This window comes from Lachnoclostridium sp. An76, from assembly GCF_002161355.1.
GTDB lineage: Bacteria > Bacillota > Clostridia > Lachnospirales > Lachnospiraceae > Mediterraneibacter > Mediterraneibacter caccavium.
The window spans coordinates 339,127-362,461 of record NZ_NFHL01000003.1 but is presented as its reverse complement, the minus strand read 5'-3'; the positions used below and the strand labels follow the sequence as shown (position 1 = coordinate 362,461).

The window sequence follows — 23,335 nt, the reverse complement described above, 5'->3', positions numbered from 1 at the left end:
AATTTTACGATCAATTACTCTGGACATGCTGTCATTTCACTAATAGTTTCAAATGACAAATTCTTACTCCAGCAGCTTAATGTATTAAGTACATCTTCAGTTAATTCTTCAGGGTCTATTACATCTACTGAATTTTTTAATATTTCCTTTACTTTTCTTATAGATTCCTTTGCCGCTGAATCAATAGTCTCAAACCCTATCATCTTCCCCCATGTTTTAAGACTTAGACTCTTTATTGTCCATGTTCCATTTTTCAACTTTGTATATACTTGCCTGGTCAGACTTTGCCAACTGTTTCTTCCTGTCAGATGTAATGCCTTATATACTTTATTTTTGATAGCTCCTATCGTTGAATCCACAACCTTATCGACGGTTTCACTTTTCAGAGATTTTATAGGATTATCTACAAATTTAGAGAATTTGCTAAAATATTTACCAACAAGTGTACCAAGTGCCGCATCAGCTGCACCCGATACAAAAGTTTCTCCTAAAATATTTTTCGCTGTATTTAATGATAATTCTCTTTTACCATTCATTATATCTTCAATCCCATTTCCTAAAGTCGTTACACTTCCAGTGACACCACCTTCTACAGCGCCTGCTAAAGCGATATTTCCTGTCCCTGCTAAAACTGCTCCTCCCGCTGCTCCGCCAGTAATTGCTCCAATATATGTACTAAACGAGGATGTTTTCCCTGAAAAAACATCTGATACTAATTGTGTAACTCCTCCACCAATTGCTCCAACTATTGCTCCAACAACCAAATGTGCAAATAAACCATTATTATCAACTAAAATCAAAGGAGAATTGTAGCAATAGCTGTAATTATTCAAAGAAAACGGATATTCTGTAAATCCTTTCACTATATCTCGCTCTACAAATCTGGCTAATCCTGGATGATACTCCCTCGCCTGAGCATAGTAAGTCCCAGCCACCTTATCTCTCTGATACCCCGTATACCCAAACGGCTGCATCTCCCCCTGGTTCCCATACAGGTCTTCACCAAATACCCCGTATCCATAGGATTCCCGTATCGTCCCACTCTCGTCTGCAATCCTCAATGGGCTTCCCAGCTCATCCTGCAGGTAATAGCTCTGTCTTCCATTCTCTTCGTAGGATGCCACGTTCCCATCCCAAAAGTACGTCTGCCTTTTCTCTCCTTCAGTTTTCTCCAGCAGGTTGTGGTACTCCCTTGTCAGATCGATGGTGTAATGGATCTGGGTCAGGTTCCCGATCTCCCGGTCGATCCGGCTCTGCGGATCCAGCTTCCCGGTCTGGTCTGCCGGCAGCCTTCCTTCTGCCTTCCCTACCCGGTGCCCCAGTCCGTTGTACTGGTACTTCGCTGCCTTCCCAGCTCCGTTCACGGCTTCCTCCAGCCGGTTCAGCGCCCCGTACACATACTGCTGTGCCATCTGCCCGTTCTCCGTGATGCGGGTCAGGTTTCCACGCTTGTCATACTGATATGCCTTTCGGATAGCCATCTCTGCGCTTCCCTCTTCCCGGAGTTCTGTGATCAGCTGGTTCAGGGCATTGTGGCGGTAAGTTGTCCGCCCTGCACGGTCCTCTTTCAGGACTCGGTTCCCGAAAGCGTCATACCCATACCGGGTCTGGAGTTTCCCGTCTTTTTGGATCTGGGAAAGCCGTCCCAGGGCGTCATATCCGTATGCATAGGCTCCGCTCTCCGACTCCAGACCTCTTCTCTCCTTCGTGATCCCGGTCTTGTTCCCTGTCAGGTCATACAGATACGTATACCGGTCTGAAACACCTTCCCTGTCCCTGTGCACCAGCTCCGTCAGCTGGCCTTTGCTGTCATAGGTATACGCGCTCTCTGTCCCGTTGGGGAGCTTCTTCTGCGCCAGCCTTCCAAAGGCATCATAACCGTAGGTGATGACCCGGTCCCCTTCCTTCATCTCAGAAAGCCTTGCCTGTTCATCGTATCCGTAGGATACGGTCCTTCCGTCCGGGTAGGTGATGCCTGTCCGCTCCCCGCTCTTTCCATAGGTATAGGATACTTCCCTGCCGTCCGGGTACTGTACGGCTGTCGCCCGCCCCAGGGCGTCCGGCGTGATCTTCGTCTCTCCCAGCCAGTCCTGCACAAGGATCAGCTGGCGCAGCGGGTTGTAGGACAGCTTCACTTCCCGCCCGTCCGCGTACTGGATCCGGGACAGGTCCCCCTGCTTTGTGTAGGCATACTTTGTCAGGAAGCCCTCCTTGTCCAGCTTGGACAGGAGCTGTCCTTTCCCGTCATAGGCATACTGCTCCCTCTGCCCCAGGGCGTCGATGACCTCTGTCACCTGCCCTTTCAGGTCCCGGAGGTACCGGGTCACCTGGCAGGTCCGGTTCCTTCCGCTGCGGCGCTCCGCTTCCATCCACTCTTCGTCGATCCCGGCCGCGTCTGTGCAAGGAGCTCCCGCTTTCAAGCTCTCCAGGCTCCCCTCTTCCCCGTACTGGCGGATCTCCACCAGCCGGTCGCACACATCGTAGCTATATTCCGTCTCGTTTCCGAGGGCGTCGATGACTTTTGCAGCCAGCGCCTGTACCTCCGCAAATTTTTTATAGTCAATGTCACCTTATCAATCTTCTTCTCCCCACCGTCTGCGATATCTGCTCATATCACTTCAATTTACTCTTACAAATCAGAAACAGACATTTTCTCCACTCATACGTTATTACATTTCTTCTATTTCTTTTTCATTTGATTCATTTGTTTTATTCGTTTCTTTTTCATTTCCTGCTCTTTCATTCTTTTCTTTTTAAGTTGAATCACATAGTGTGACTTTACTGGTATTTTTCGTCTTTTTATGTCTTCCATAAATTCACTGTCATCAATCCCGCTGTCAATGGTAAATAACTTTTTCCCATTGATATAAACACGGATGGCACTCTTTTTTCTTTCACAATATGTAATATCTTCAAATTTAAAAGTTCTCTTTCTTCCAAAAGTTGACCGCCATGTAATCTCATCTCCGTTCACTTCCAGTTTCCACATGATCATATTTACTGTCCCAACTACACCTACTAAAAAAAAGAATCCAAACACACACACAACAAATGCATCTTCTTGCATTTTAATTGCCATAACCAGACAAAAAACACAAAATATTGTACCTACAACAAATATAATTGCAAGTACTGTCTCGGTTTTTATAACATAATGGCTATTTATAATTCCCTTTTTTTGTTCCTCTTCCCTCTCTTTGTCCTTTTTATCTCGGACTCTCGCAATATATCCAAAAACTGCAAAAACAGCAAAATACGGACCCACTTGTACCGCTAAGCCCAAAATCATACGTATCAATTCATTCATCCTGACTTTGCCTCCTATGCTTCACATCGTTCCATACTATTTATTCTTTGTGCTGTTTCCAGTTCTAATGCTAATACCTTTTCCTTTAATTTCTTTGCAAAATTCCCCTCAACTTCTTTTACAGACTCTAAACCTTTATCTTTTAGCCATTTTTTCGCTAATTGATCCTGTAAGTCTTCAAGTGTATTCACTCTTCTAAACGCACGTTGATAACTTTTACCTTTCATTCTTTTCTTTCCATAGCCTGCCAAATGTAATCTTGCCTTATGGACATCATCGTTTGTTTTTCTCAGTTGTTCCTGGACTGTAGGCCCTTTCCCTTTCAGTTTATATCTTCCATAACCATAAGTTGCCGCATCAATTACCCCATCTAACGCTGCCGAAGCCCAATTTACTTTGTCCAAACTTTGTCCTTGCGCACACACCTGTGTCGCAACATTAGTAGCCGCTCCTGTAACCCCGGTCGCAATCACACCGCCAATTATTCCAATTCCACTTCCTGCAATTCCACCTTTTATAGCCCCTCCTATCATACTTATTCCAATCTCCTTCACATTTATTTTTCTTTCAAAAATTATTTGTGTTGTAAGTGATAATAATCCTGATGTAACACTTCCAATAAACGCTCCTGCAATTATTGTTGGGAATTTTCCATCATAATCTACATATTGTAGAGAATTATTCCAACAATAACTATACCGATTGAGTGTTTCCGGATGCTCGACAAATCCTCCGATCAAGTCCTGCCCCACAAATCTACCGTCTTCTGTCATGTATTCTCTTGCTTGGGCATAATAAGTTCCTGCTATGTTGTCTCTCTGATACCCCGTATACCCAAACGGCTGCATCTCCCCCTGGTTCCCATACAGATCCTCTCCAAATGCACCATAGCCGTAACTCTCCATTACTTCTCCTGTCTCATCCTCCATTCGGATCGGGCTTCCCAGCTCATCCTGCAGGTAATAGCTCTGTCTTCCATTCTCTTCATAAGACGTCACATTCCCGTCCCAGAAGTACGTCTGGCTCCTCTCCCCCTCTTCCTTTACCAGCAGGTTGTGGTACTCCCTTGTCAGGTCAATGGTATAGCGGATCTGGTTCCAGTTCCCGATCTCCGTCCCCGCTTTGATTCCGTTCCGGGGATCCAGTCCTTCTAACTGCTCTTTGGACAGTGTCCCTTCCAGCTTCCCTACCCGGTGCCCCAGCCCGTTGTACTGGTACTTCGCTGCCTTCCCGGCCCCATTCACGGCTTCCTCCAGACGGTTCAGCGCCCCGTACACATACTGCTGTGTCATCTGCCCGTTCTCCGTGATACGGGTCAGGTTTCCGCGCTTGTCATACTGATACGCCTTCCGGAGGGCCGTCTCTGCACTTCCCTCTTCCCGGATCTCTGTGATCAGCTGGTTCAGGGCATTATGACAGTAGGTTGTCCGCCCTGCACGGTCCTCTTTCAGGACGCGGTTCCCGAAAGCGTCATACCCATACCGGGTCTGGAGTTTCCCGTCTTTTTGGATCTGGGAAAGCCGTCCCAAAGCGTCATATCCGTATGCATAGGCCCCGCTCTCTGCCTCCAGGCCTCTTCTCTCCTTCGTGATCCCGGTCTTATTCCCTGTCAGGTCATACAGATACGTATACCGGTCTGAAACACCTTCCCTGTCCCTGTGCACCAGCTCCGTCAGCTGGCCTTTGCTGTCATAGGTATAAGCGCTCTCTGTCCCGTTGGGGAACTTCTTCTCCGCCAGCCTTCCAAAGGCGTCATAACCGTAGGTGATGACCCGGTCCCCTTCCCTCATCTCAGAAAGCCTTATCTGTTCATCGTATCCGTAGGATACGGTCCTTCCGTCCGGGTAGGTGATGCCTGTCCGCTCCCCGCTCTTTCCATAGGTATAGGATACTTCCCTGCCGTCCGGGTACTGTACGGCTGTCGCCCGCCCCAGGGCGTCCGGCGTGATCTTCGTCTCTCCCAGCCAGTCCTGCACAAGGGTCAGCTGGCGCAGCGGGTTGTAGGACAGCTTCACTTCCCGCCCGTCCGCGTACTGGATCCGGGACAGGTCCCCCTGCTTTGTGTAGGCATACTTTGTCAGGAAGCCCTCCTTGTCCAGCTTCGACAGGAGCTGTCCTTTCCCGTCATAGGCATACTGCTCCCTCTGTCCCAGGGCGTCGATGACCTCTGTCACCTGCCCTTTCAGGTCCCGGAGGTACCGGGTCACCTGGCAGGTCCGATTCCTTCCGCTGCGGCGCGTCTTGGACCGCCTCCTATACTAATTTTTGAGTTTGGCTTGCGACACCATTCTCATTTTAGCATAGGAGGCTTTTTATTGATATCCTACACGCCCCGTTCACATACCGGTGCGTGGTCTGTCTAATCTCTGCCCTTTTCTCTATACTTTTTTACTCTTCCAAATTTTGTATGTGGGAGATATTCAATCACTACATAACTATTACTAATTTGTTCTTTATGCCAGACATTTATATTACAGATTTTTCTTCCTTCACTTGTATATATATCCAGCACTCGCCATGTTAATATATCTTTATATTTCTCTTCAGCCACTCCCTCTACTCTGTAATATTTACCAGAAATCGCTCTGGAAAAATCTCTCATGCATGGCAGTACTAACAGAAAAAAACTTACTGCTACCCAGAATCCCATTAATATCACAATCTCAAAGTTTTCTTCTAACATCACAAGAAAGAAAACCAAAATGGTGATGAAAACTATATAATACAAGCCATAAAATTTTCTAATGTCCTGGTCCATCTTCAGAATATTTCTTATAATCTTTTCCATCTATTCGCTCCACTACGATTCCAAATTTTGTATGCGGGAGGTATTTAATTTCCAAATAATCGCCCTTAGTAACTTTTTTTGTGAATGCGCTTATTTTTAGCTTACCACCCGTTTTATCATCATAAATAGTTATTGTTTCCCATGGCAAGCGAGTCCCTGTGCTGTCGAACATCGCTGTTCCTGCAGCTGTTTCATAGTTTTTTTGCACGGCATAGTGATAATCCATAACACAGGGGAAGAATATTGCAACTACGTCGAAGGAAAACAAAAACAGTCCTGTTAATACTAACAGCCTTCTTCTCTGTAATATCGTCCCCCATGCGATTATAGCCATTCCTGTAAAGACAATAGTTGAAATGATATAAAACCAAATTACTTCTCTACTCACAACATGCTTCCTCAATTCTTCTCAAAAATCCATCTATTAAAGCTGTAACCTCATCTTCTTCAATCCATTTATTAGGAAATTTATATGTTAAAAATTTTGCAAAGGCACCTATAAGAATATTCCTTAAGGGCCCTACCATATAATCTGTTACTGAATACCTTTTAACCCCTCCTACTTGTTCTAACAATTGAGTTACATTCGTTCCTCCTCCAGTAATTAACGCCTGAATAATGCTGGGACTTTTTGCAAACCTTGCTATAAGCGCCGTTGACACTCCTGCTCCCGCATAGGTTTCCAGTGATGACAGATCGCCCGCAACAAGATCTGACACACCTTGTACAAGTAAGCCTAACTTTGTCGCATCAGGATAAAGACGGTTTGAATGATATAGCATAACTCCACCGGCCGCAGAGGTCAAATATCGTTGAGGAGAAGAAATCGTCATTTCCCCAGTCCTAACGCTATTTGCAATATCTGCTACCGCTCGGTATGAAGCTCCGGCTGTTGCTGCTACAGCTGTATTTACTGCTACAGTTGAAGCCCCGGCTGTTGACAAGGCCCCAACTGCCCCCACACCAGTTCCTATGACAGCTCCGGCTGCCGCTCCTTTTAAGGCATTCTTGCCAGCTTTTCCCCAGTTAATTTTCTTACCTTTCGACACGTCAGAAATAATCGAACCTATTCCTCCGACCGCTCCTCCTATTAACGCGCCTATTGCAATTGTTGGGAACTCTCCATCATTATCCACATAATCTATCGGAGCATTCCAGCAATAAGCATAGCGATTCAAGGTATCCGGAAGCAAAATAAATCCGCCTATTATATCCTGACTGCTAAATCTCCCCGCATCCGCCTGATACTCCCTCGCCTGAGCATAATAGCTTCCTGCTATATTATCTCTCTGATACCCCGTATACCCAAACGGCTGCATCTCCCCCTGGTTCCCATACAGGTCCTCTCCAAATGCTCCATATCCATAGCTCTCTTTTATCTCGCCCAGCTCGTCCTCAATCCTCAACGGGCTTCCCAGCTCATCCTGCAGATAATAATTCTGTCTTCCATTCGCTTCATAAGATGCCACGTTCCCATCCCAAAAGTACGTCTGCCTTTTCTCTCCTTCAGTTTTCTCCAGCAGGTTGTGGTACTCCCTTGTCAGATCGATCGTGTAATGGATCTGAGTCAGGTTCCCGATCTCCGTCTCCGCTTTGATTCCGTTCCGGGGATCCAGTCCTTCCAGCTGCCCTCTGGACAGTATCCCTTCCAGCTTCCCTACCCGGTGCCCCAGTCCGTTGTACTGGTACTTCGCTGCCTTCCCAGCCCCGTTCACGGCTTCCTCCAGACGGTTCAGCGCCCCGTACACATACTGGTGCGTGATCTGTCCGTTCTGCGTGATGCGGGTCAGGTTTCCTCTCTTATCATACTGATACGCCTTCCGGAGGGCCGTCTCTGCGCTTCCCTCTTCCCGGAGCTCTGTGATCAGCTGGTTCAGGGCATTATGACAGTAGGTTGTCCGCCCTGCACGGTCCTCTTTCAGGACGCGGTTCCCGAAGGCGTCATACCCATACCGGGTCTGCATCTGTCCGTCCTTCCGGATCTCCGAAAGCCGTCCCAAAGCGTCATATCCGTATGCATAGGCTCCGCTCTCTGCCTCCAGGCCTCTTCTCTCCTTCGTGATCCCGGTCTTGTTCCCTGTCAGGTCATACAGATACGTATACCGGTCTGAAACACCTTCCCTGTCCCGGTGCACCAGTTCTGTCAGCTGGCCTTTGCTGTCATAGGTATACGCGCTCTCTGTCCCGTTGGGGAACTTCTTCTGCGCCAGTCTTCCAAAGGCGTCATAACCGTAGGTGATGACCCGGTCCCCTTCCTTCATCTCAGAAAGCCTTACCTGTTCATCGTATCCATAGGATACGGTCCTTCCATCCGGGTAGGTGATGCCTGTCCGCTCCCCGCTCTTTCCATAGGTATAGGATACTTCCCTGCCGTCCGGGTACTGTACGGCTGTCGCCCGCCCCAGGGCGTCCGGCGTGATCTTCGTCTCTCCCAGCCAGTCCTGCACTTCTGTCAGCTGGCGCAGCGGGTTGTAGGACAGCTTCACTTCCCGCCCGTCCGCGTACTGGATCCGGGACAGGTCCCCCTGCTTTGTGTAGCCATACTTTGTCAGGAAGCCCTCCTTATCCAGCTTGGACAGGAGCTGTCCCTTTCTGTCATAGGCATACTGCTCCCTCTGTCCCAGGGCGTCGATGACCTCTGTCACCTGCCCTTTCAGGTCCCGGAGGTACCGGGTCACCTGGCAGGTCCGGTTCCTTCCGCTGCGGCGCTCCGCTTCCATCCACTCTTCGTCGATCCCGGCCGCGTCTGTGGGGAAAGTCCCCGCTTCCCGGCTCTCCAGGCTCCCCTCTTCCCCGTACTGGCGGATCTCCACCAGCCGGTCGCACACATCGTAGCTATACTCCGTCTCGTTTCCGAGAGCATCGATGACTTTCGTAAGCTGCCCGGAAAGGGAATACTCATACCGGGTCCTATTCTCCAATCCGTCTGTCATAGAGGTCACGTTCCCCAGGGCGTCGTAAGTGTACCTCTTGCTCTCCCCGCCGCTCCCTCTGATTTCTGTGATCCGGTCCATGCAGTCGTAGGTGCAGGAAAGGACGAACCCGGTGGGAAGGGTGTGGCTCTTCAGGTTCCCGTTTCCGTCATAGGTGAAGGATTCCCCTGTCCCGTCCGGGTGGCGGATCTCCTTTAACTGCCCGCCCGGCAGATAGACGTACCGGGTGGTCCTTCCCGCCTCATCCGTCACGCTCTCCACCTCTCCCAGGGGCGTGTAGGTATAGCTCCGGCTCTCCCCCAGAGGCCCGGTCTCCCGGGTCAGGTTCCCGTTTTCGTCATACTCCATCCGCACCATGTTCCCCAGGGCGTCCTCTGCCTGTATCAGATTCCCCTCCCCGTCATAGGCATAGGTATAGTGAAGTCCTTCCTCTCCCTTCACTTCTGTCACCCGTCCCAGGGCATCATAAGCAAACGTGGTCTTTGCCCCGTTCTCATCCTCTTCCCCGGTGCGGTTGCCGTTGGCGTCGTAGGTGTACCGTACCACGCCCCCGTCCGCATCTTTGATCCGGGTCAGCAGGTTGTGCTCATTGTAAATATAGGTGGTCCTGGCCCCGTCCGGCGTGGTCACCCGGGCCAGGTTCCACATGCTGTCATAGGTCAGAAGGGTCTCTCTTCCCTCTTTGTCCGTCACCCTGCCGGGGCGGTTCAGGGCATTGTATTCCCTCCGGATGCTGTGCCCGTCGAAATCCGTGACCTTCGTCACCTTTCCGCTTAAGTTGTACTCGTAATACCGGCGGTTTCCCTCTGCGTTCTCGATCTCTGTCACATTCCCCATGACGTCATAGGCGTACCGGGTCCGGTTCCCGTTCCCGTCCACGCTTTCTGTCACCCGGTTCAGGGAATCGTATGTATACCGGGTCAGGCTCCCGGACGCGTCCCTGAGCCCGGTAATGTTCCCCCGGCTGTCATAGGCCAGGCCCACTTCGCTCCCGTCCGGCTGCACGATCCGCTCCGGCCAGCCGGCGCTGTTATAGGTGATCTCCGTCTGGTTTCCCAGGGCGTCCTTCATGGACAGGAGCCGCCCCTCCCCGTCGTACGTCCCTTTCAGCTTTTCCTTCCCATTGACCCGCACCTCTGCAGGGCGGTTCTTCTCCCCGTACCGGATCTCTGTCCGGTTCCCCAGGGCGTCGATGACCCGGGTCAGGTTCCCTGCCGGGTCGTAGGCGTACTGGGTCCGGTTCCCCAGGCGGTCCACGTACAGCGTCCTCTGGTTGTTCTGGTTGTAGGCGAACCGCTCCTCCCCGTTGCTGTAGATATGTCTGACATCCCGGTACTTGTCGTCATGGATGTATGTCACTCTGCTCCCGTTGCGCTCCGTCAGCTCCACGCTTTTTTTCCTGTCATCATAGGCATAGGCCATCCGGGTGCCGTCCGGGAACTCCTGGAGCACGGTCCGCCCCTCTTCGTCGAACCGGTTCTCCACGGTCACGGTCCCCAGCGGGTTCTCCACGCTCTCCAGCTTCCCGCCCGGTGTATAGCAATATCGGAAGACGCCGCCGTCCGGCAGCCGCGCCTCCCGCAAAAGCCCGTCCCGGTAGGTGTAGGACACCCGGCGGCCCGTGTGGTCCTCCACAGATGCCAGAAGCCCGTCCTCATGGCAGGCAAAGGCGAACCATTCCCCGGTGTCCTTTTCCACCCGCTTTAAGCGGCCCCCTTCCCCTTCTTCATAGTCGAAGCGGATCCGGCTCCCGGACAGCTCCCGGATCTCCAGGCACCGGCCGTCCCGGTCAAATCGGTACTGTCTCTGCCCCCTGGTCAGGTACCCGTACCCGTCCCCGGTCTCCGTAAATGTCCCCTCGCTGGCGAACAGGGGCAGGTACTTCCCATCCTTTTGGAAGAACCGCTCCTCTTTCCCGTCCTCTTTAAGCAGCACGGCCTCCCCGCCGTCCAGCCTCACGCACACTTCATAGTTGTGGTTCCAGTCCTTCCCCATGGCCCCCTTCCGGCCGTTGATGGCGTTGTAAAACCGCCGGAACCCAAAGGGCTCCCGCCCCGGGACCTCCAGGTCTGTCCGGTCGTAGATGAAGTTCCCGGTGCTTAAGTTCACCGGGTCTTTGGAGAACACCTGGCAGACGGTCTCCGCCCCTTTTACGCTGGCCAGCAGCTTTTCCACCGCGGCCTGGGCGTCCTCTGTCACCTTCTCCCATTTTGCCCGCACTTCCCCCAGGGCGCTCTGGAACGCGGCGTAATCCGTGGTCAGCGGCGTCCCCGCCAGGAAGTCCCGGATCCCTTCCAGGAGCCCTGTGATCTGGGCGGTGGTGCTGGTCAGCTCCCGGGTCTGGGCTGCGTATTCCTCATCCACCGCGGGGATCAGCTCGCAGGCCCGCGCCCGGCACTCCTCCAGCTTCTGGAGGGCCTCGTCCATCCGGTCGGTCTTCAGGGACTGCCGCAGGCTGTACAGCGCGGTGAAGGCATCCCCGTACTGTACGTCCCGGGGCACGCTGTTCAGGGCGCTCTCCACCTTGTCCGCGCAGCTTTTCATGGCGGAGACGTGCTCTTTGCACTGTTCCAGGATGGTCTTTAAATCCTGGCACATGGTCTCGATCTCTGAGGTCTGGAATACTCGGTTCATTACTTTTTCCCTCTCTTTCCTTCTATTTGTCCTGCATGCTATTCTATTGGTTCTGCATGTTATTTGTTCTGCATATGCGCCGCACCTGTCTGATCCAGGTTCTGAAGCTCTCCGGCCGCGAACCGGATGCTTTCCGCAAACTGTCCCAAAGTCTCTGACAGCGCCTGCACCAGTTTATTCTCTTCTGCAAGCTGATCTCTGAGGGCCTCAGCTTCTTCTCCCGCTGATTCTGCGAATGCACTGACCAGATTTCCATATATCGCATTGATATCTGTCTGTACTCCGGAGATATCGCTCACAGTTGTTTCTATCGAAGATTCAAGTTCCTCGAAATTGATACTGATATTGTCTGCCATTCCATTCCCTCCCTTAACAACTGATATCCAGATCCGCGACTGCAGAGCCGAAGCTTCGGATGCTCTCTCTGTGGGCCGAATAGACTTCTTCCATAGCTGCTTTCACATTGTTAAGCTCCTCGCACAGCTGGGACACCTTCGGCGAGATCTCATCCGTATAAAAATCCCCGCCCTGCGCACTGGTTGCCTCCAACTTCCCCGCGACCGCTTCGATGTGCTCAAGTATCTGGTCATGAGCGCTTTCCAGCTGGCTGAGCAGAGACGTATACTCTTCTTCCATTAAAGCAATTTTATCCGCCATATGATCTGAGCCCCCTTATATCTGATTTCGCAAACTGATGATCTCACTGTTGAGTTCTGAGATCCTGGTGTCTATCGCATCGATCTGAGTTTCCAGACAGCTCACCAGGCTTTCCACTTTACCGATGGCCGTGCTGTTTTCTTCCTCTGCGTCACTGATATAGCCCTCCAGGCTTTCCGCCATCTCTCCCTCAAATGTCCCTGTCTTTTTCACCTGCCTGTCAGACATCTTTCCTGATGTCTCCTGCCAGTCATCCTTCTCGCTGCCGCAGTCCGTTTTCGCGGTCTCTACCTCCTGCTTTGCTGTCTCATAGTCTTCTATGTCTCCCTGCAGATCCGTAATTTTCCGGTTGATCCCTGCGATCCTCTGCTGTTCGCGCCACGCGTCCAGATCAAAAAAGTTCCCCATCGTATCTCCTCCCTATTCTCCATCCTGCACAGTTTCTCCGGCATCCTCTTTCTGTGCTTCATTTACAGAAGATCCTGTATTTCCGGCATCCTGTTCTTCATACTTGTCTCCCAGTTTTTCGATCTGGCTTTCCAGTTCATCGAGCCGGTTTTTCTTTTCTGTCCCTTCTATCTCAGTATTGTTTTCCAGGTCATCTGCTTCTTTCATGTAGGCATAGATCAGCAGCTTGTCGTCGGACAGCGACAGTGCGATCTCTTCTGCCTTTTTTGTCTCCAGCCTGCCGATCCGTATCCAGTACTCCAGGATTTTCCTGTTGCTGCTCACAGAAATATTTTCAATGATCGTCCTGATCTCATCCTGCCGGAAGCTCTCCATATTCGCATAGGCATACGCTAATATATACAGCGTGTTTACATCCATTTCTTCCGGTTCCATCTCCCGAAGGGTTTCCACACACGTCCTGTAGTCCTTCTGTATGAACGCCTGGCTTGCCGTCAGAAGATGCCTCTGCTCCGGAACTGTCTTCAGAGACAGATATCCTGCATATCCGCCGCACACAAGTGCTGCCGCTGCCGCGAATACCGCGGTAAACCGCCAGACCGAGTACGTCGCTTTCTTCACTTTCTGCATCTGGCTTCTCTGTTCAGACACGTATTTTTTCCTGACCCCTCGCAGAACATCCGCGATTTCTTCCGGGGTACTGCAGATATAGACAGGCTCAAACCATTTTTCTCCTTTGCAGATCTCGATGCCGCTCTCCTGGATCTGGGATACAGAGTACCGGCTTCCCAGGATACCGGCCACAAAGCATTTATAGGAGTTGAGGAAATACTCGTTGTCCGGTCTTTCTCCGCGCCCGTAGATGTCCCTCTCTTTTACATATACCAGCCCATTCTCATCATAATACAGATTATCTTCATTCAGTCTGAGCACATAATCACTGTGCAGCTCTGCCAGCCGCGCAAAATTGATCAGGATCTGGTATTTTTTCTCTCTGTCCTCATTCTTTATCGCTGCGAACGGAGTCATCCCTTTTATCTGATAATAAAAATAGAGATCCTCCCTGTCTTCTTCATAACGGCACGGTATCAGCCCCTGTCTCCGCACACAGAGTTTTTTATAATCGTAGCTGTCTTTTGCATTTACGGAAGATTTCTTGATCTCTTCTTTCAGGAAGTCCTCTTCTCCTCTCTGCGTCTGTTCCGGCTGTATGGCCCTGGCTTTTTCCCTTTTTACTTTCCTCATTTAACCCTTTCCTCACTTCTTGTCTTTCTCTCCGGATACCAGTAGGATATCCCCTGTGTAAATGTGCGATTCTTCATATGTTGACTGCTCGCTGAGCCTGCGTCCTGTCCGGTCTGACCGCAGCTGAGGTCTGTCACCGATCCCCTCCATCGATCCGGGCAGGTTTTCTTTCATCACTCTCAGGGTAGTCTCGATCCTCTGCCGGCTGTCCATGGCAATATCATACGACTCGCCTGTGTTCCCGTTCTTAAATGTTATGGTGATCTTCATGTCTCTTTCTCCTGTATTTTTCTATCCCAAAAAGAACTGCTCCGGCCAGCGCGGCGCCAAGAAGACCATACAGAACGCCGGCATACGCTCCTTCTGTCTCCTGCGTTCCCTGGTAGTCCGCTTTGATCACTTCTGCGGTCTGCGCATGCATTACTGTCTGAAAAGCATGTTCACTTTTTTCCTGTTCCTGATTATTCCAGACATCCGTAAATATCTGGTCGTTTTTTTCTTTTTGTTTTTCCTGATATATTTTTTCTTTCTCTATAAATTCCTCTGAATACATATGTATCCCGAAACGGTCGCACAGAGACGTGCTTATGTTTTCCTCTTTCTGCAGCGTTTCTGTATCCAGTTCAAGTCCACCCTGAGTCCCTGTATTGGCACTGTTTTCTTCCGTTCCCATCTCTTTTCCCTCTTTTTAGAAAAGCCGCCATTGCTGGCGGCTTGTTTCACTTTAATATCGTTTTTACATCTGGCCTGCCATGTCCGCATCTGCCTGAGCGAAGTTGTCAGAGATCTTCTGCATCTGATTTGCCATATCCTCGATCATCTGCCGTACTTCCCTGAGCCCCGGCTCTGCTTCCATGAACTGCTGAACATATTTATCACTGGTGTCCGCCTCCCAGACATCCGGGAGCCCTTCGATCACCTGCTTCATCGTATCTATACACTGTTCAAATATATCCCCCTGATCTAACAGCGTTTTTGATCCTGCCGCCAATGCTTCATAATCGACTCGTAACATATTCTTTCCTCCTCCTTGTAAAATAGAAATATGACTTCCATAGGTAACATTTTATACTATATTCCATTATTTGGCAATCTTAAGCTGCCCTTTTATAAATGCTCTTCTGATGAAGCAGAACGCTTTCTATAGCCGATCACGCCGGCACAGATCAAGATCAGCAAAAGAAGCGGGATACTGATCAGCAGTGCCGGCATCTGTTTGCCGCCGTCCCCGGCCGGATCTGCCTCTGTATCTGAGGCCGGGCTGCCTGCCCCGATCCCTTTCGCAGAGATCTCAGGTGCAAATACTGTCAGATCCTTTGCCGTAAGCGGATTTACCATAAAACGGTATGTCATCAGGTTCTCCTGCGTTCCCAGCCTGGTATACGGGAGAACTCCCTGTATGCTGTTCAGCAGTGCCTGGTTATTTTCCCATGTAGACTGCTTGAGGCTCTTTGCGTTCGCAAGATTAGTGTCGAGTTTTTCCTCTGATGCCGCTGCCGCTGTCTCGATACTCTCACGCTGCTTTTGCGTATTTTCAGCGGAAGCCTTATAAACCTCCGTCACATACTCCTCATACTGCCTGTTCTGAGTCTGTATTTTATCCTGGATCCCGCTCTGATTTTCTCCCAGAGACTGTTTCAGTCCGCTGACTTCCTCTGTGTCCAGATATATCTGAGGATCATACTGTCCGATCAGGCTGCCCAGTTCGTCTTTTGCCTGCAGCATAAGATTGTAGGACTCTCCAAATGTATCCAGGTCTTCCCTGACTTTGGCGTCCTTTGCCTTTAACTGGCTCTGGGCATCCAACAGATAGCCGTTCCTCTCAGCAGTATACTCATTTGACGTAGTGACAAGATCGGACATTGCCTTTGTAATGCTGCCGCTATCTACATCTTCCAGAGTGATCTGGGATAGATCCGGCATGACAGCCTTTTCTTTAGGATAATATGTATCCAGTGTAACTGGCGTCAGGCCATCTCCGGGATTTTCGCCGCTGCTGCCGGGCAGTACCGGCGCAGCGATCAGCGATCTGACATACTCTGCCCACTCTTCGTCTGTCTTTTCCGGATATTCAGCCGGATCAGATTCCGACAGTGTCTCATACATCTCACGCAGCTCCTGGTCCAGCGTCCCCCCTGATATGATTATGGAATCGTAATATCCCTGCAGCTGCCCGGATGCATACGCTGACTTTTCATTTTCCAGCTCAGCCAGCTTCTGGTCCACTTCTGAAGCCCGGTACATTTTATACTGGGCATGATGAACAGCGCCGACTTCCGGATCATTGATATCCTCTGCAAAATCCGGAGTTCCAAGCTGATCTATCAGATCCTGATAAACTCCGCCCACATACTCAGCCTGTTGGTTAAACGCATTCTGATCTTCCTTAAAGCTTTCAAGCTGATCACTTTTATCTCCCAGCTTGTCTATCTCATCCTGAGCAGAATCTTTTATTTCATTAAACTTGGTGTTTTCAGCTTCTGTATGGTCCTCATAGTCCGGGATCTGCATTTCCTGCCCATGATTGGCAAACAGGTTGTTTACCGCCTGCTGTGTCCCGTTCTCTCCGCTGATCTGCTGTTCGAGCACGGATGAGCTGGTCTGCACCTGCTCAAAACTCTCCATACCCGCGCTCCACGCGGCCTGATAGACTCCATCGAACTGTTCAAGGATAAGCGCTGACTGCTCATAGTCCGGAGCGAGATCGAGTACATCAATATCCATCTCTACTTCCTGAAGCTCCGGCATCTGCACCGTCTCTCTCAGGTCATCTCCCCTGATTCCCTCCAGGGCATTCAGATCAGCAGTGTCATTCTCGCTGATCGTCCCTACCGCGTCCTGTACCTTATGGACTTCCGATAAGACAGAAGACAGGTATAACTCTCCGATCCCGTTGTTCAGGGATGCGTAAATATCCTGTACATGATCAACAGCATCGGCAAGAGCCTCTTTTGTAAGCTCCTGGGAGATCGCATACTCCAGGACCGCTTTCTGCGGAGATGTATTGATCGACTCTACCGCTGCGGAAAATCCGCCCGGCAGGATCAGGTACGCGCTGTATGTACCGTTCTCCAGGCCCTGTTTCGCCGCTTCCATGCCAGTAACCTCATAACTGACGTCCAGCGTTCCGAGCAGTGACTGGCTGTAGATGACAGTCTCTGACCCCTTTTGTACTCCTTCGTCCATATTCACGATCGCAATTAAGTCTGTATCATATTCTTCCTCATTCTCTCTGCTCTCTGCCGGGGGTGCTTCTTCCTGTCTGCCCGGATCACTCTGGCGTCCCAGCCAGTACCCGCCTCCCAGACAAAGTGCAATTACTGAGATTCCCAATACAGCTCTTACCCATTTGTTTTTCACAGTACTTCCTCCATCAAATAACTTTCCCATTCACTGATACAACAGCCACAAATTATTATCTTATGTATTCTACAACGGATACCAGGATTTTACAAGTTTTTGTAAGCCACGATCAGATCCACCATCCTGCTGTAACTCCGCACTCCGTCCGCCTGTCCGTTTACCTTGAGATATGTATCATTGATCTTGTCCGCTGTCTCAGATATCCTGCCCTCATACTCGTCCCAAAAAGCACTGTTTGCCTCCAGGTCCGGTCCCGCCTCCTCTGCGAGGAGCGGCCTCACCTCCTGCCAGCTCTCCTGATCCGCCCGGTACAGTGCATTCATGCAGTACACCCATCCTGAAAGATATCCGCTGTACTGGAAATCTGTCCGCTCTGACCCGATACAGGCAAGAAATGCGATGAAATTCGCTTCTTCCTCCTGCATGAACCCTCTCAGGTGTGAGAGCTCATGGCATGTGGTGAACGGAATGTTATACGCTGTCATATCCCCATTATAATTTGCTTCCACTGTAAATGGCGAATAGATCCCGGTCAGTCCCTGATAAGACAGGATCTCTGATACCAGCAGCTTCTTTGGCTGCGGGTAGTATCCTTCTAACGCAGGGAATTCCTCTGCCAGATCACGCATCGCCTCGACAGCGCCCTCTCCTTCCGGCGCTTCCAGAGTCATCACGCCGCTGCTGTCGCGGTCCACCTCACCGGAAAGGGCATTCACTTCTTCCGTCAGCCACAGGCACACATCCTTCAGCTCCTGTGCCGTGTACCGGTATGTGACGATCCCCTCCTCCTCAGAAAAGGATCTTCTGTGGTAATTGATCCCGCAGCATATGGTATAGAGAAATGCCAGGATACCCGCTGCGAGGAGGATGCAGGAGAGCCAGGATGCGGCGGCCTGCGCTGCATTCTGTACTGCAGTCTGTTCCGTACCCTGTACTGCGGTCTGTTCTGTACTCTGCGCCGCGGCCCGCGCTGCACCGGATGAAACAGCTGTATCTGTGCTGTGCCGCCGGACTGCTTTCTTTTCTTTCGCTCCTTTCACTGTCTTTGAAACCATAACAGCAGTAGACAGGACAAATGCCGCTATAAGTATATAAAGCGTGAGCTCGGATACTGAAAAAGGAAAGATCCCCCACAGCCGCCCGGCGGTATCCACAAAGACAGGGTATATATTTTCTGCATACCACTCCGCGAACTGCGGCCTGGCTGCTGCAAGCGCCATCAGTCCTGCGCTGAGTGCCAGAAGGACCACTGCCGCCGCCAGCCTTGGCCTCAGGCCCCGCAGGCGGGCCGGCCCGGGAGCTGCTGGTTTTTGTCTGTTAAACTGTATCTTCATCTGCTGTACCTTCCGCTTCTGACTTTCTGACTTCATGCTTCTTTTGTACAGACGGCCCCTCCGCCTGTATGGATGAAAACGGTCATGCTTATTATACAGTCTTTCCGGTAAGGGGGCAATGTACTGTATTCGCTTGTTTTGAGTTCTATTTGACAATCTTGCGAAAGGGGGGAGAAATCTGCTCAAAACTGACGGATAAATAACAGGGGCAGGAATGATTCTTACAAAACACTCCTGCCCCTGTGTATAATGATCTGTTTCCCGACAGTTCATTCTTCAATTATCTCTTTAATTCCAAAAGCCTTTTCCGAAACATTTCCGCTTCTTTTTCCATTCCACGGAACTTTCCCATATCCATTTCTCTGATCTGTCTCAGCCCGATCTGCCTGACAGCTTCCAAAGCAGCCTGCCTTTGCGACATCCTTTCCGGCAGGACCGTCAGACAGTTTGCTCCCTCCAGATCATTATATGCCTGAAAGCACTGATTAAAATCCATCACCGGATACAATGAAATATAAGTATTTGTTCTATTGTCAATAAGAAAACCCCAATTCTCCGGATGACGGTCTGTATTCCCCGTAAGATAATCGAGTATATTCATCCCATAATATGTGACTGGATCGATCTTTTTACAAATACTGACCGTATCAAGATCATGATTGCACGCATATACATCGAAGGCAAATTTTGATACCATAGAATATTCTTTTGACGTGATAAGGCTGCTCTCCGTCACTTTCTCCCCCTCAAATTCTGTCTCCTGGTATCTGACCTGAGGCACGTCGAAGCACTGGCATATCTCGCTTGCCAAAAGCTCTCTTCTGACAGCATCCTCCCCGCCGTCTTTCAGAAGACGGAATCCCTTATCATCCCGGATCCATGCTTTTGGAAAACATCCCTTTGTCGACAGATCCGGTGCGGCAAGTTCCTGGTTGGTCACTGTCATCTGGCGCCCGCGCAGCGAGATTTCCACAAATGCATTTCCCAGAGTATTATCATATAAATTGATCTGGCTGAAGCTTATGTGCTCCCGCCCCTTCTTCACCCAAAAAACGTCTGTCAGAGATACACAGTGATATGACAGAGCGATCTCTGCGCGGTCCCGGTCTGTTACAGCCTGAACAGCCCCTATACTGTTTAATATTTCTTTTGCATATTTTCTGTCTAATGATAAAACGCGCGAAGCACACCAATGATAAAAATTATTCAGGTTATTTATCCTTATATCAATATCATTATCAGAATAGTCCTCTTCAAGATACAGATCATATGGCATAAATTTTTCATTTATGATCTCAGCCTTACCTGCCAGAGACACAGTTGCCACGGGCTTTTCCATATGCATGATCTGATATGACTTTTCATATTGCATGGCGGTCTTGCTGTTGGAATTGATTTCTGATGATCGTTTATTCTCCGGTTTCCCCATATTGTCTCTGCCCTTTATCTCTAATTATTTATTTTCCTGTCCCCTGGTCCACACATGTACTACATCTGACCCCGGGCTGCACAGCTCGATCTGGCTCTTGTCTTCATTCAGAGTATACGCAAACTCCAGTGACCCTCCGGGCACAACAAGCTTCAGAAGAAGCGTTCCTTCTGCATCCTGCACCGCACTGAACGTTCCCTCTGTATCCTGGTCGGAACCTTTGACTGTCACACTGTTATCCTCTCCGAACACATAACTGTTTCCGCTCTCGTCTTTCCACTCCCCCACGATCCCTGCCGCGCGCTCATCTTCCATATCCAGGAATTCAAGGTCAGCAGGAACAAGCCGGATATCTTCCCCGTTATTGAGTGACGCGAGGTCAAGCCCGTATCCTGTCTCATCAGATGAGAGCGCATACAGCTCCGACTCATCCGCGCTGTCCAACGTGATCTCCAGAGTGATATTGTTATCTTCATCAAATCCACATTCAAACGTAAAAGGCTCCTCATTCTTCGTGCCTGTTCCGTCCGATCTCATTGTGTAGACATCGTTTTTTCCATCTACTTTCCATGTCTTTATCAGCAGGTTCCTGACCGCTTCGCTGGGTGCGATCAGTCCTTCCTGGCCTGCCTCCTGCATATCCTCTGCATACTGGTCCACTTCCTCCGTGATCGAAGCCGCGGTCTTATCCTTTTCTCCGCACCCTGACATACAGATCGCCGCTGCCAGAGCCAGGATCAATAACTTCTTTTTCATAACTGTCCATCTCCAATACGTGATTAATGATCTTTTACAATTGTACACTATTCTTTAAAGTGCGTACAGTTCTTTTCACATGTATGCAAAAAAAGAATCCGCTTTTATACCTCATAAAAACGAATCCTTCTTTATTATCTTCCATTTGAAAATGGAGAATACGAGAGTCGAACTCGTGACCTCCTGCTTGCAAGGCAGGCGCTCTCCCAACTGAGCTAATCCCCCAAAGTGTTCCCGAGAACTTTTTTAAGATACCATATTCCCGGGAAACTGTCAATAGTTTTTTCTGCATCCTGAAATCTGCCGCTAACCCCCGCCCTTGAATGACCGCTAAAAGCTAAAAACCGAGCAGCCTGAGCAGCAGTGGATTCGTCTCATACAGAAACCTCAGGATCCTGCTCTTCTCCATCATTTCAAAACAAGCTGTTCCCGCATCTGTCGAATAAGCCAGAGTCATGACCAGGAAGCCGACCCACACGATCACTACGGCAAGCACCAGACCAAGCACGCCGCCTGCTATATGGTTCACCAGACCAAGCACAGGCAGTTCTCCGATAATATTTACCGCAAACATCAGTGCCTTGACAATGATGATCGCCAGCAGGAAAGTCACCAGAAATGACACAAGCTGAAGCACCAGCCTTGATATATAAGCAGCTACATACTGTGGGAAACTGTCCGCCCCAAGCTCACTGTATATCGTGCTGTTATTATTTTCCATGAGCTGATCTTTTAAGAACTGCGGGATGGGCGCATCCTCGATCTCCTGGATCTGAGTATCCTTCGGGATCTCCCCGATGATGTCCAACACATCCTCGTATGTAATGCCCAACATCTCCCAGTTCAGATTGTTCAGATTTGCCAGCTGCTCAGGGGTCAGATCCTCCAGAGATGTCCCGCTCAGGTCAAGCTGTGCAAGCTGATCTGTCGGGATCTCCGGCATAAAAGCCTCCACGGTCTTTTTTTCTATAAAATCATCTACCGGCGTAAATTCAGCCAGCGCATCCGCCACATAGGGCGAGAGCAGCAGGACGATCACAAGTGTCAGGACCGTAGAGAGAAGAGATATCCCCAGTTTGAGAAATCCTCTGATATACCCCACTGCTATACAGACTATAAAAATCGTTGCAACAATGATCAAAAGCCAGTTATCCATAACATCTCCTATTTCGTCAGATAAATCACGCGTAATCCATCGACGCTCATCACATAGTACCTGTTTATTCCCGGCGCCTTGAATATTTCCAGCACCTCTGCACTGATGTCTCCTTCAAATTTCTTTATCCCGGCAGCCGTTATGATACAGCATCTGCTGCCATCAAACATAATGACCTCATCTCCGTCAATCTTTACATTACTGTATGTCCCGGAAATCTCCCTTCTGATGACCTGATCCCCGAGTCTGTTATACAGGCAAAGCTCATAGCCGGATTTTTCCTGGTTCAGGAGAATGAATCCGATATACCGGTCCGAGTGGAATACACTCCTGATCTCCTGCCCCAGTTCTATCTCTTTTTCTTTCTCCGGGATATCATTCCCCCTGTATATGACAAAGCGGTCGTCTCCTACGACGACTGAACGGTCGTCTCCTATAAAAAAGATTTCCGCCATCACTGTATCATCGTAATCATCCGACGATACAATATTATCCTGCTTCTCCTGTCCCGTCTCCCCGAAATTATAATAGATGACCCTGGACCTGACCGAAGCGGCGTCCATATACAGATAACTTGCCGCCAGGATATTCCCGTCGTCTGACATTTCTATCGCCACCGGGTATCCCATAGTGCTCATGGTCACCTGCTGCTCTACCAGGATATTCCCCACGGCATCGTAAGAGATGATCTTTGGTGAACTTTCATTTCTCAGGATCGCGGTGACGATACCCTGGCCGGAGACTGCGATCTTTTCGATCGGAAGAGTTGTCTCTATCTCTCCTTTAAGCCCTTTCTCTGTAAATACAAGTATTGTATTCCCGCCGTTGTCTGCCACGGCAAAAACCTTGTCCTTCACACTGATAATAGGATCCTGAAGCTGCGCCGACTGTATCCACTGTTCCTCATTTTTCCGGTTCAGAAAGACGACTCCATCTCTGTTGTAACGTACGATCCCATCCGCAAACTGTGCGTAGCTGCTGGAGTCTGTCCTGCCGCCCGGGTATTCCGACGCGGTCCGCGCCCTGGTGTACGTCTGATTATCCAGAAGAAGATACGTCCCGCATACAGCGAGAAGAATCAGGACAAGCGGCACGAGTATCCTTTTTATTTTTATGACTCGGAACTTCCGTACCTTGTGTTTTATCTCACTCAGATCTTCCGGGGGTGTTAAGATCTTAAACTGTGTTTTTTTCTTTTGCGACATATATCTCCCCTTATTTCCTGATCTCAGGTTCTTGTTGAGCATCCATACTACGTGCGCGGGAAAGGAAGCGCCGCGCAGCGGCATTTACTTTCCAAGCCGTAGGTCCTGGTAGAATCCCTG

General features: G+C 49.9%; 19 protein-coding genes and 1 tRNA gene. All 20 read right to left on the bottom strand.

The window, feature by feature from the left end:
• Positions 1–14: 14 nt before the first annotated feature.
• The 20 genes from B5G27_RS08470 to B5G27_RS08375 all read right to left on the bottom strand — a co-directional run bounded on the left by B5G27_RS08470 (position 15) and on the right by B5G27_RS08375 (position 23,215).
• The gene (locus B5G27_RS08470; RefSeq protein ID WP_087178453.1) at positions 15–2,477 is read right to left on the bottom strand and encodes an RHS repeat domain-containing protein; all 2,463 of its coding nucleotides are present in this window, start codon (positions 2,475–2,477) and stop codon (positions 15–17) included.
• A 203-nt stretch (positions 2,478–2,680) separates the two neighbouring features.
• On the bottom strand, positions 2,681–3,307 hold the full coding sequence (locus B5G27_RS08465; protein WP_242958273.1) for a DUF6560 family protein: 627 nt from the start codon (positions 3,305–3,307) through the stop codon (positions 2,681–2,683).
• Between the two features lie 14 nt (positions 3,308–3,321).
• Positions 3,322–5,514, bottom strand: a complete 2,193-nt coding sequence (locus B5G27_RS08460) for an RHS repeat protein (RefSeq protein ID WP_087178452.1) — start codon at positions 5,512–5,514, stop codon at positions 3,322–3,324.
• Between the two features lie 152 nt (positions 5,515–5,666).
• A complete protein-coding gene (locus tag B5G27_RS08455; protein WP_087178451.1) occupies positions 5,667–6,065 on the bottom strand; it encodes a hypothetical protein in 399 nt (132 codons plus the stop codon).
• On the bottom strand, positions 6,049–6,483 hold the full coding sequence (locus tag B5G27_RS08450) for a hypothetical protein (RefSeq protein WP_087178450.1): 435 nt from the start codon (positions 6,481–6,483) through the stop codon (positions 6,049–6,051). The genes B5G27_RS08455 and B5G27_RS08450 overlap by 17 nt, the downstream gene beginning before the upstream one ends.
• Positions 6,476–11,662: a DUF6531 domain-containing protein gene (locus tag B5G27_RS08445; protein WP_087178449.1), complete on the bottom strand. Its 5,187-nt coding sequence runs from the start codon at positions 11,660–11,662 to the stop codon at positions 6,476–6,478. The genes B5G27_RS08450 and B5G27_RS08445 overlap by 8 nt, the downstream gene beginning before the upstream one ends.
• 59 nt (positions 11,663–11,721) lie before the next feature.
• Positions 11,722–12,018, bottom strand: a complete 297-nt coding sequence (locus B5G27_RS08440) for a hypothetical protein (protein ID WP_087178448.1) — start codon at positions 12,016–12,018, stop codon at positions 11,722–11,724.
• A gap of 13 nt (positions 12,019–12,031) precedes the next feature.
• Complete coding sequence (locus B5G27_RS08435) at positions 12,032–12,319, bottom strand: hypothetical protein (RefSeq protein ID WP_087178447.1); 288 nt, start codon at positions 12,317–12,319, stop codon at positions 12,032–12,034.
• A gap of 15 nt (positions 12,320–12,334) precedes the next feature.
• On the bottom strand, positions 12,335–12,727 hold the full coding sequence (locus B5G27_RS08430) for a hypothetical protein (RefSeq protein ID WP_087178446.1): 393 nt from the start codon (positions 12,725–12,727) through the stop codon (positions 12,335–12,337).
• 12 nt (positions 12,728–12,739) lie between these two features.
• Positions 12,740–13,972 (bottom strand): type VII secretion protein EssB/YukC, encoded by a 1,233-nt coding sequence (locus tag B5G27_RS08425; protein WP_087178445.1) that lies wholly within the window; start codon positions 13,970–13,972, stop codon positions 12,740–12,742.
• Between the two features lie 12 nt (positions 13,973–13,984).
• Positions 13,985–14,242, bottom strand: coding sequence for a hypothetical protein (locus B5G27_RS08420; protein WP_087178444.1), 258 nt, complete (start codon positions 14,240–14,242; stop codon positions 13,985–13,987).
• Positions 14,220–14,645 (bottom strand): hypothetical protein, encoded by a 426-nt coding sequence (locus B5G27_RS08415; protein ID WP_087178443.1) that lies wholly within the window; start codon positions 14,643–14,645, stop codon positions 14,220–14,222. Before B5G27_RS08415 ends, B5G27_RS08420 begins: the two co-directional genes overlap by 23 nt.
• A 63-nt stretch (positions 14,646–14,708) precedes the next feature.
• Positions 14,709–14,987 (bottom strand): WXG100 family type VII secretion target, encoded by a 279-nt coding sequence (locus tag B5G27_RS08410; RefSeq protein WP_087178442.1) that lies wholly within the window; start codon positions 14,985–14,987, stop codon positions 14,709–14,711.
• 92 nt (positions 14,988–15,079) lie between these two features.
• Positions 15,080–17,332, bottom strand: a complete 2,253-nt coding sequence (locus B5G27_RS08405; protein ID WP_087178441.1) for a YhgE/Pip domain-containing protein — start codon at positions 17,330–17,332, stop codon at positions 15,080–15,082.
• 89 nt (positions 17,333–17,421) lie between these two features.
• The gene (locus B5G27_RS08400) at positions 17,422–18,669 is read right to left on the bottom strand and encodes a DUF3810 domain-containing protein (protein ID WP_242958272.1); all 1,248 of its coding nucleotides are present in this window, start codon (positions 18,667–18,669) and stop codon (positions 17,422–17,424) included.
• A 280-nt stretch (positions 18,670–18,949) separates the two neighbouring features.
• A complete protein-coding gene (locus B5G27_RS08395; RefSeq protein WP_087178499.1) occupies positions 18,950–20,041 on the bottom strand; it encodes a hypothetical protein in 1,092 nt (363 codons plus the stop codon).
• An 81-nt stretch (positions 20,042–20,122) separates the two neighbouring features.
• Positions 20,123–20,854, bottom strand: a complete 732-nt coding sequence (locus tag B5G27_RS08390; protein ID WP_087178440.1) for a hypothetical protein — start codon at positions 20,852–20,854, stop codon at positions 20,123–20,125.
• Positions 20,855–21,006: 152 nt separating this feature from the next.
• Positions 21,007–21,079 (bottom strand) — tRNA-Ala (locus tag B5G27_RS08385).
• Positions 21,080–21,191: 112 nt separating this feature from the next.
• Positions 21,192–22,010, bottom strand: coding sequence for a CvpA family protein (locus B5G27_RS08380; RefSeq protein WP_087178439.1), 819 nt, complete (start codon positions 22,008–22,010; stop codon positions 21,192–21,194).
• Positions 22,011–22,018: 8 nt separating this feature from the next.
• On the bottom strand, positions 22,019–23,215 hold the full coding sequence (locus tag B5G27_RS08375; RefSeq protein ID WP_087178498.1) for a DUF5711 family protein: 1,197 nt from the start codon (positions 23,213–23,215) through the stop codon (positions 22,019–22,021).
• Positions 23,216–23,335 lie beyond the last annotated feature (120 nt).

Coding starts and splice junctions, on each gene's coding strand:
- B5G27_RS08465 (WP_242958273.1), bottom strand. CDS start 3,307: ATGAATGAATTGATACGTATGATTTTGGGCTTAGCGGTACAAGTGGGT.
- B5G27_RS08455 (WP_087178451.1), bottom strand. CDS start 6,065: ATGGACCAGGACATTAGAAAATTTTATGGCTTGTATTATATAGTTTTC.
- B5G27_RS08445 (WP_087178449.1), bottom strand. CDS start 11,662: ATGAACCGAGTATTCCAGACCTCAGAGATCGAGACCATGTGCCAGGAT.
- B5G27_RS08440 (WP_087178448.1), bottom strand. CDS start 12,018: ATGGCAGACAATATCAGTATCAATTTCGAGGAACTTGAATCTTCGATA.
- B5G27_RS08435 (WP_087178447.1), bottom strand. CDS start 12,319: ATGGCGGATAAAATTGCTTTAATGGAAGAAGAGTATACGTCTCTGCTC.
- B5G27_RS08430 (WP_087178446.1), bottom strand. CDS start 12,727: ATGGGGAACTTTTTTGATCTGGACGCGTGGCGCGAACAGCAGAGGATC.
- B5G27_RS08425 (WP_087178445.1), bottom strand. CDS start 13,972: ATGAGGAAAGTAAAAAGGGAAAAAGCCAGGGCCATACAGCCGGAACAG.
- B5G27_RS08420 (WP_087178444.1), bottom strand. CDS start 14,242: ATGAAGATCACCATAACATTTAAGAACGGGAACACAGGCGAGTCGTAT.
- B5G27_RS08415 (WP_087178443.1), bottom strand. CDS start 14,645: ATGGGAACGGAAGAAAACAGTGCCAATACAGGGACTCAGGGTGGACTT.
- B5G27_RS08410 (WP_087178442.1), bottom strand. CDS start 14,987: ATGTTACGAGTCGATTATGAAGCATTGGCGGCAGGATCAAAAACGCTG.
- B5G27_RS08400 (WP_242958272.1), bottom strand. CDS start 18,669: ATGAAGATACAGTTTAACAGACAAAAACCAGCAGCTCCCGGGCCGGCC.
- B5G27_RS08395 (WP_087178499.1), bottom strand. CDS start 20,041: ATGCAATATGAAAAGTCATATCAGATCATGCATATGGAAAAGCCCGTG.
- B5G27_RS08390 (WP_087178440.1), bottom strand. CDS start 20,854: ATGAAAAAGAAGTTATTGATCCTGGCTCTGGCAGCGGCGATCTGTATG.
- B5G27_RS08380 (WP_087178439.1), bottom strand. CDS start 22,010: ATGGATAACTGGCTTTTGATCATTGTTGCAACGATTTTTATAGTCTGT.
- B5G27_RS08375 (WP_087178498.1), bottom strand. CDS start 23,215: ATGTCGCAAAAGAAAAAAACACAGTTTAAGATCTTAACACCCCCGGAA.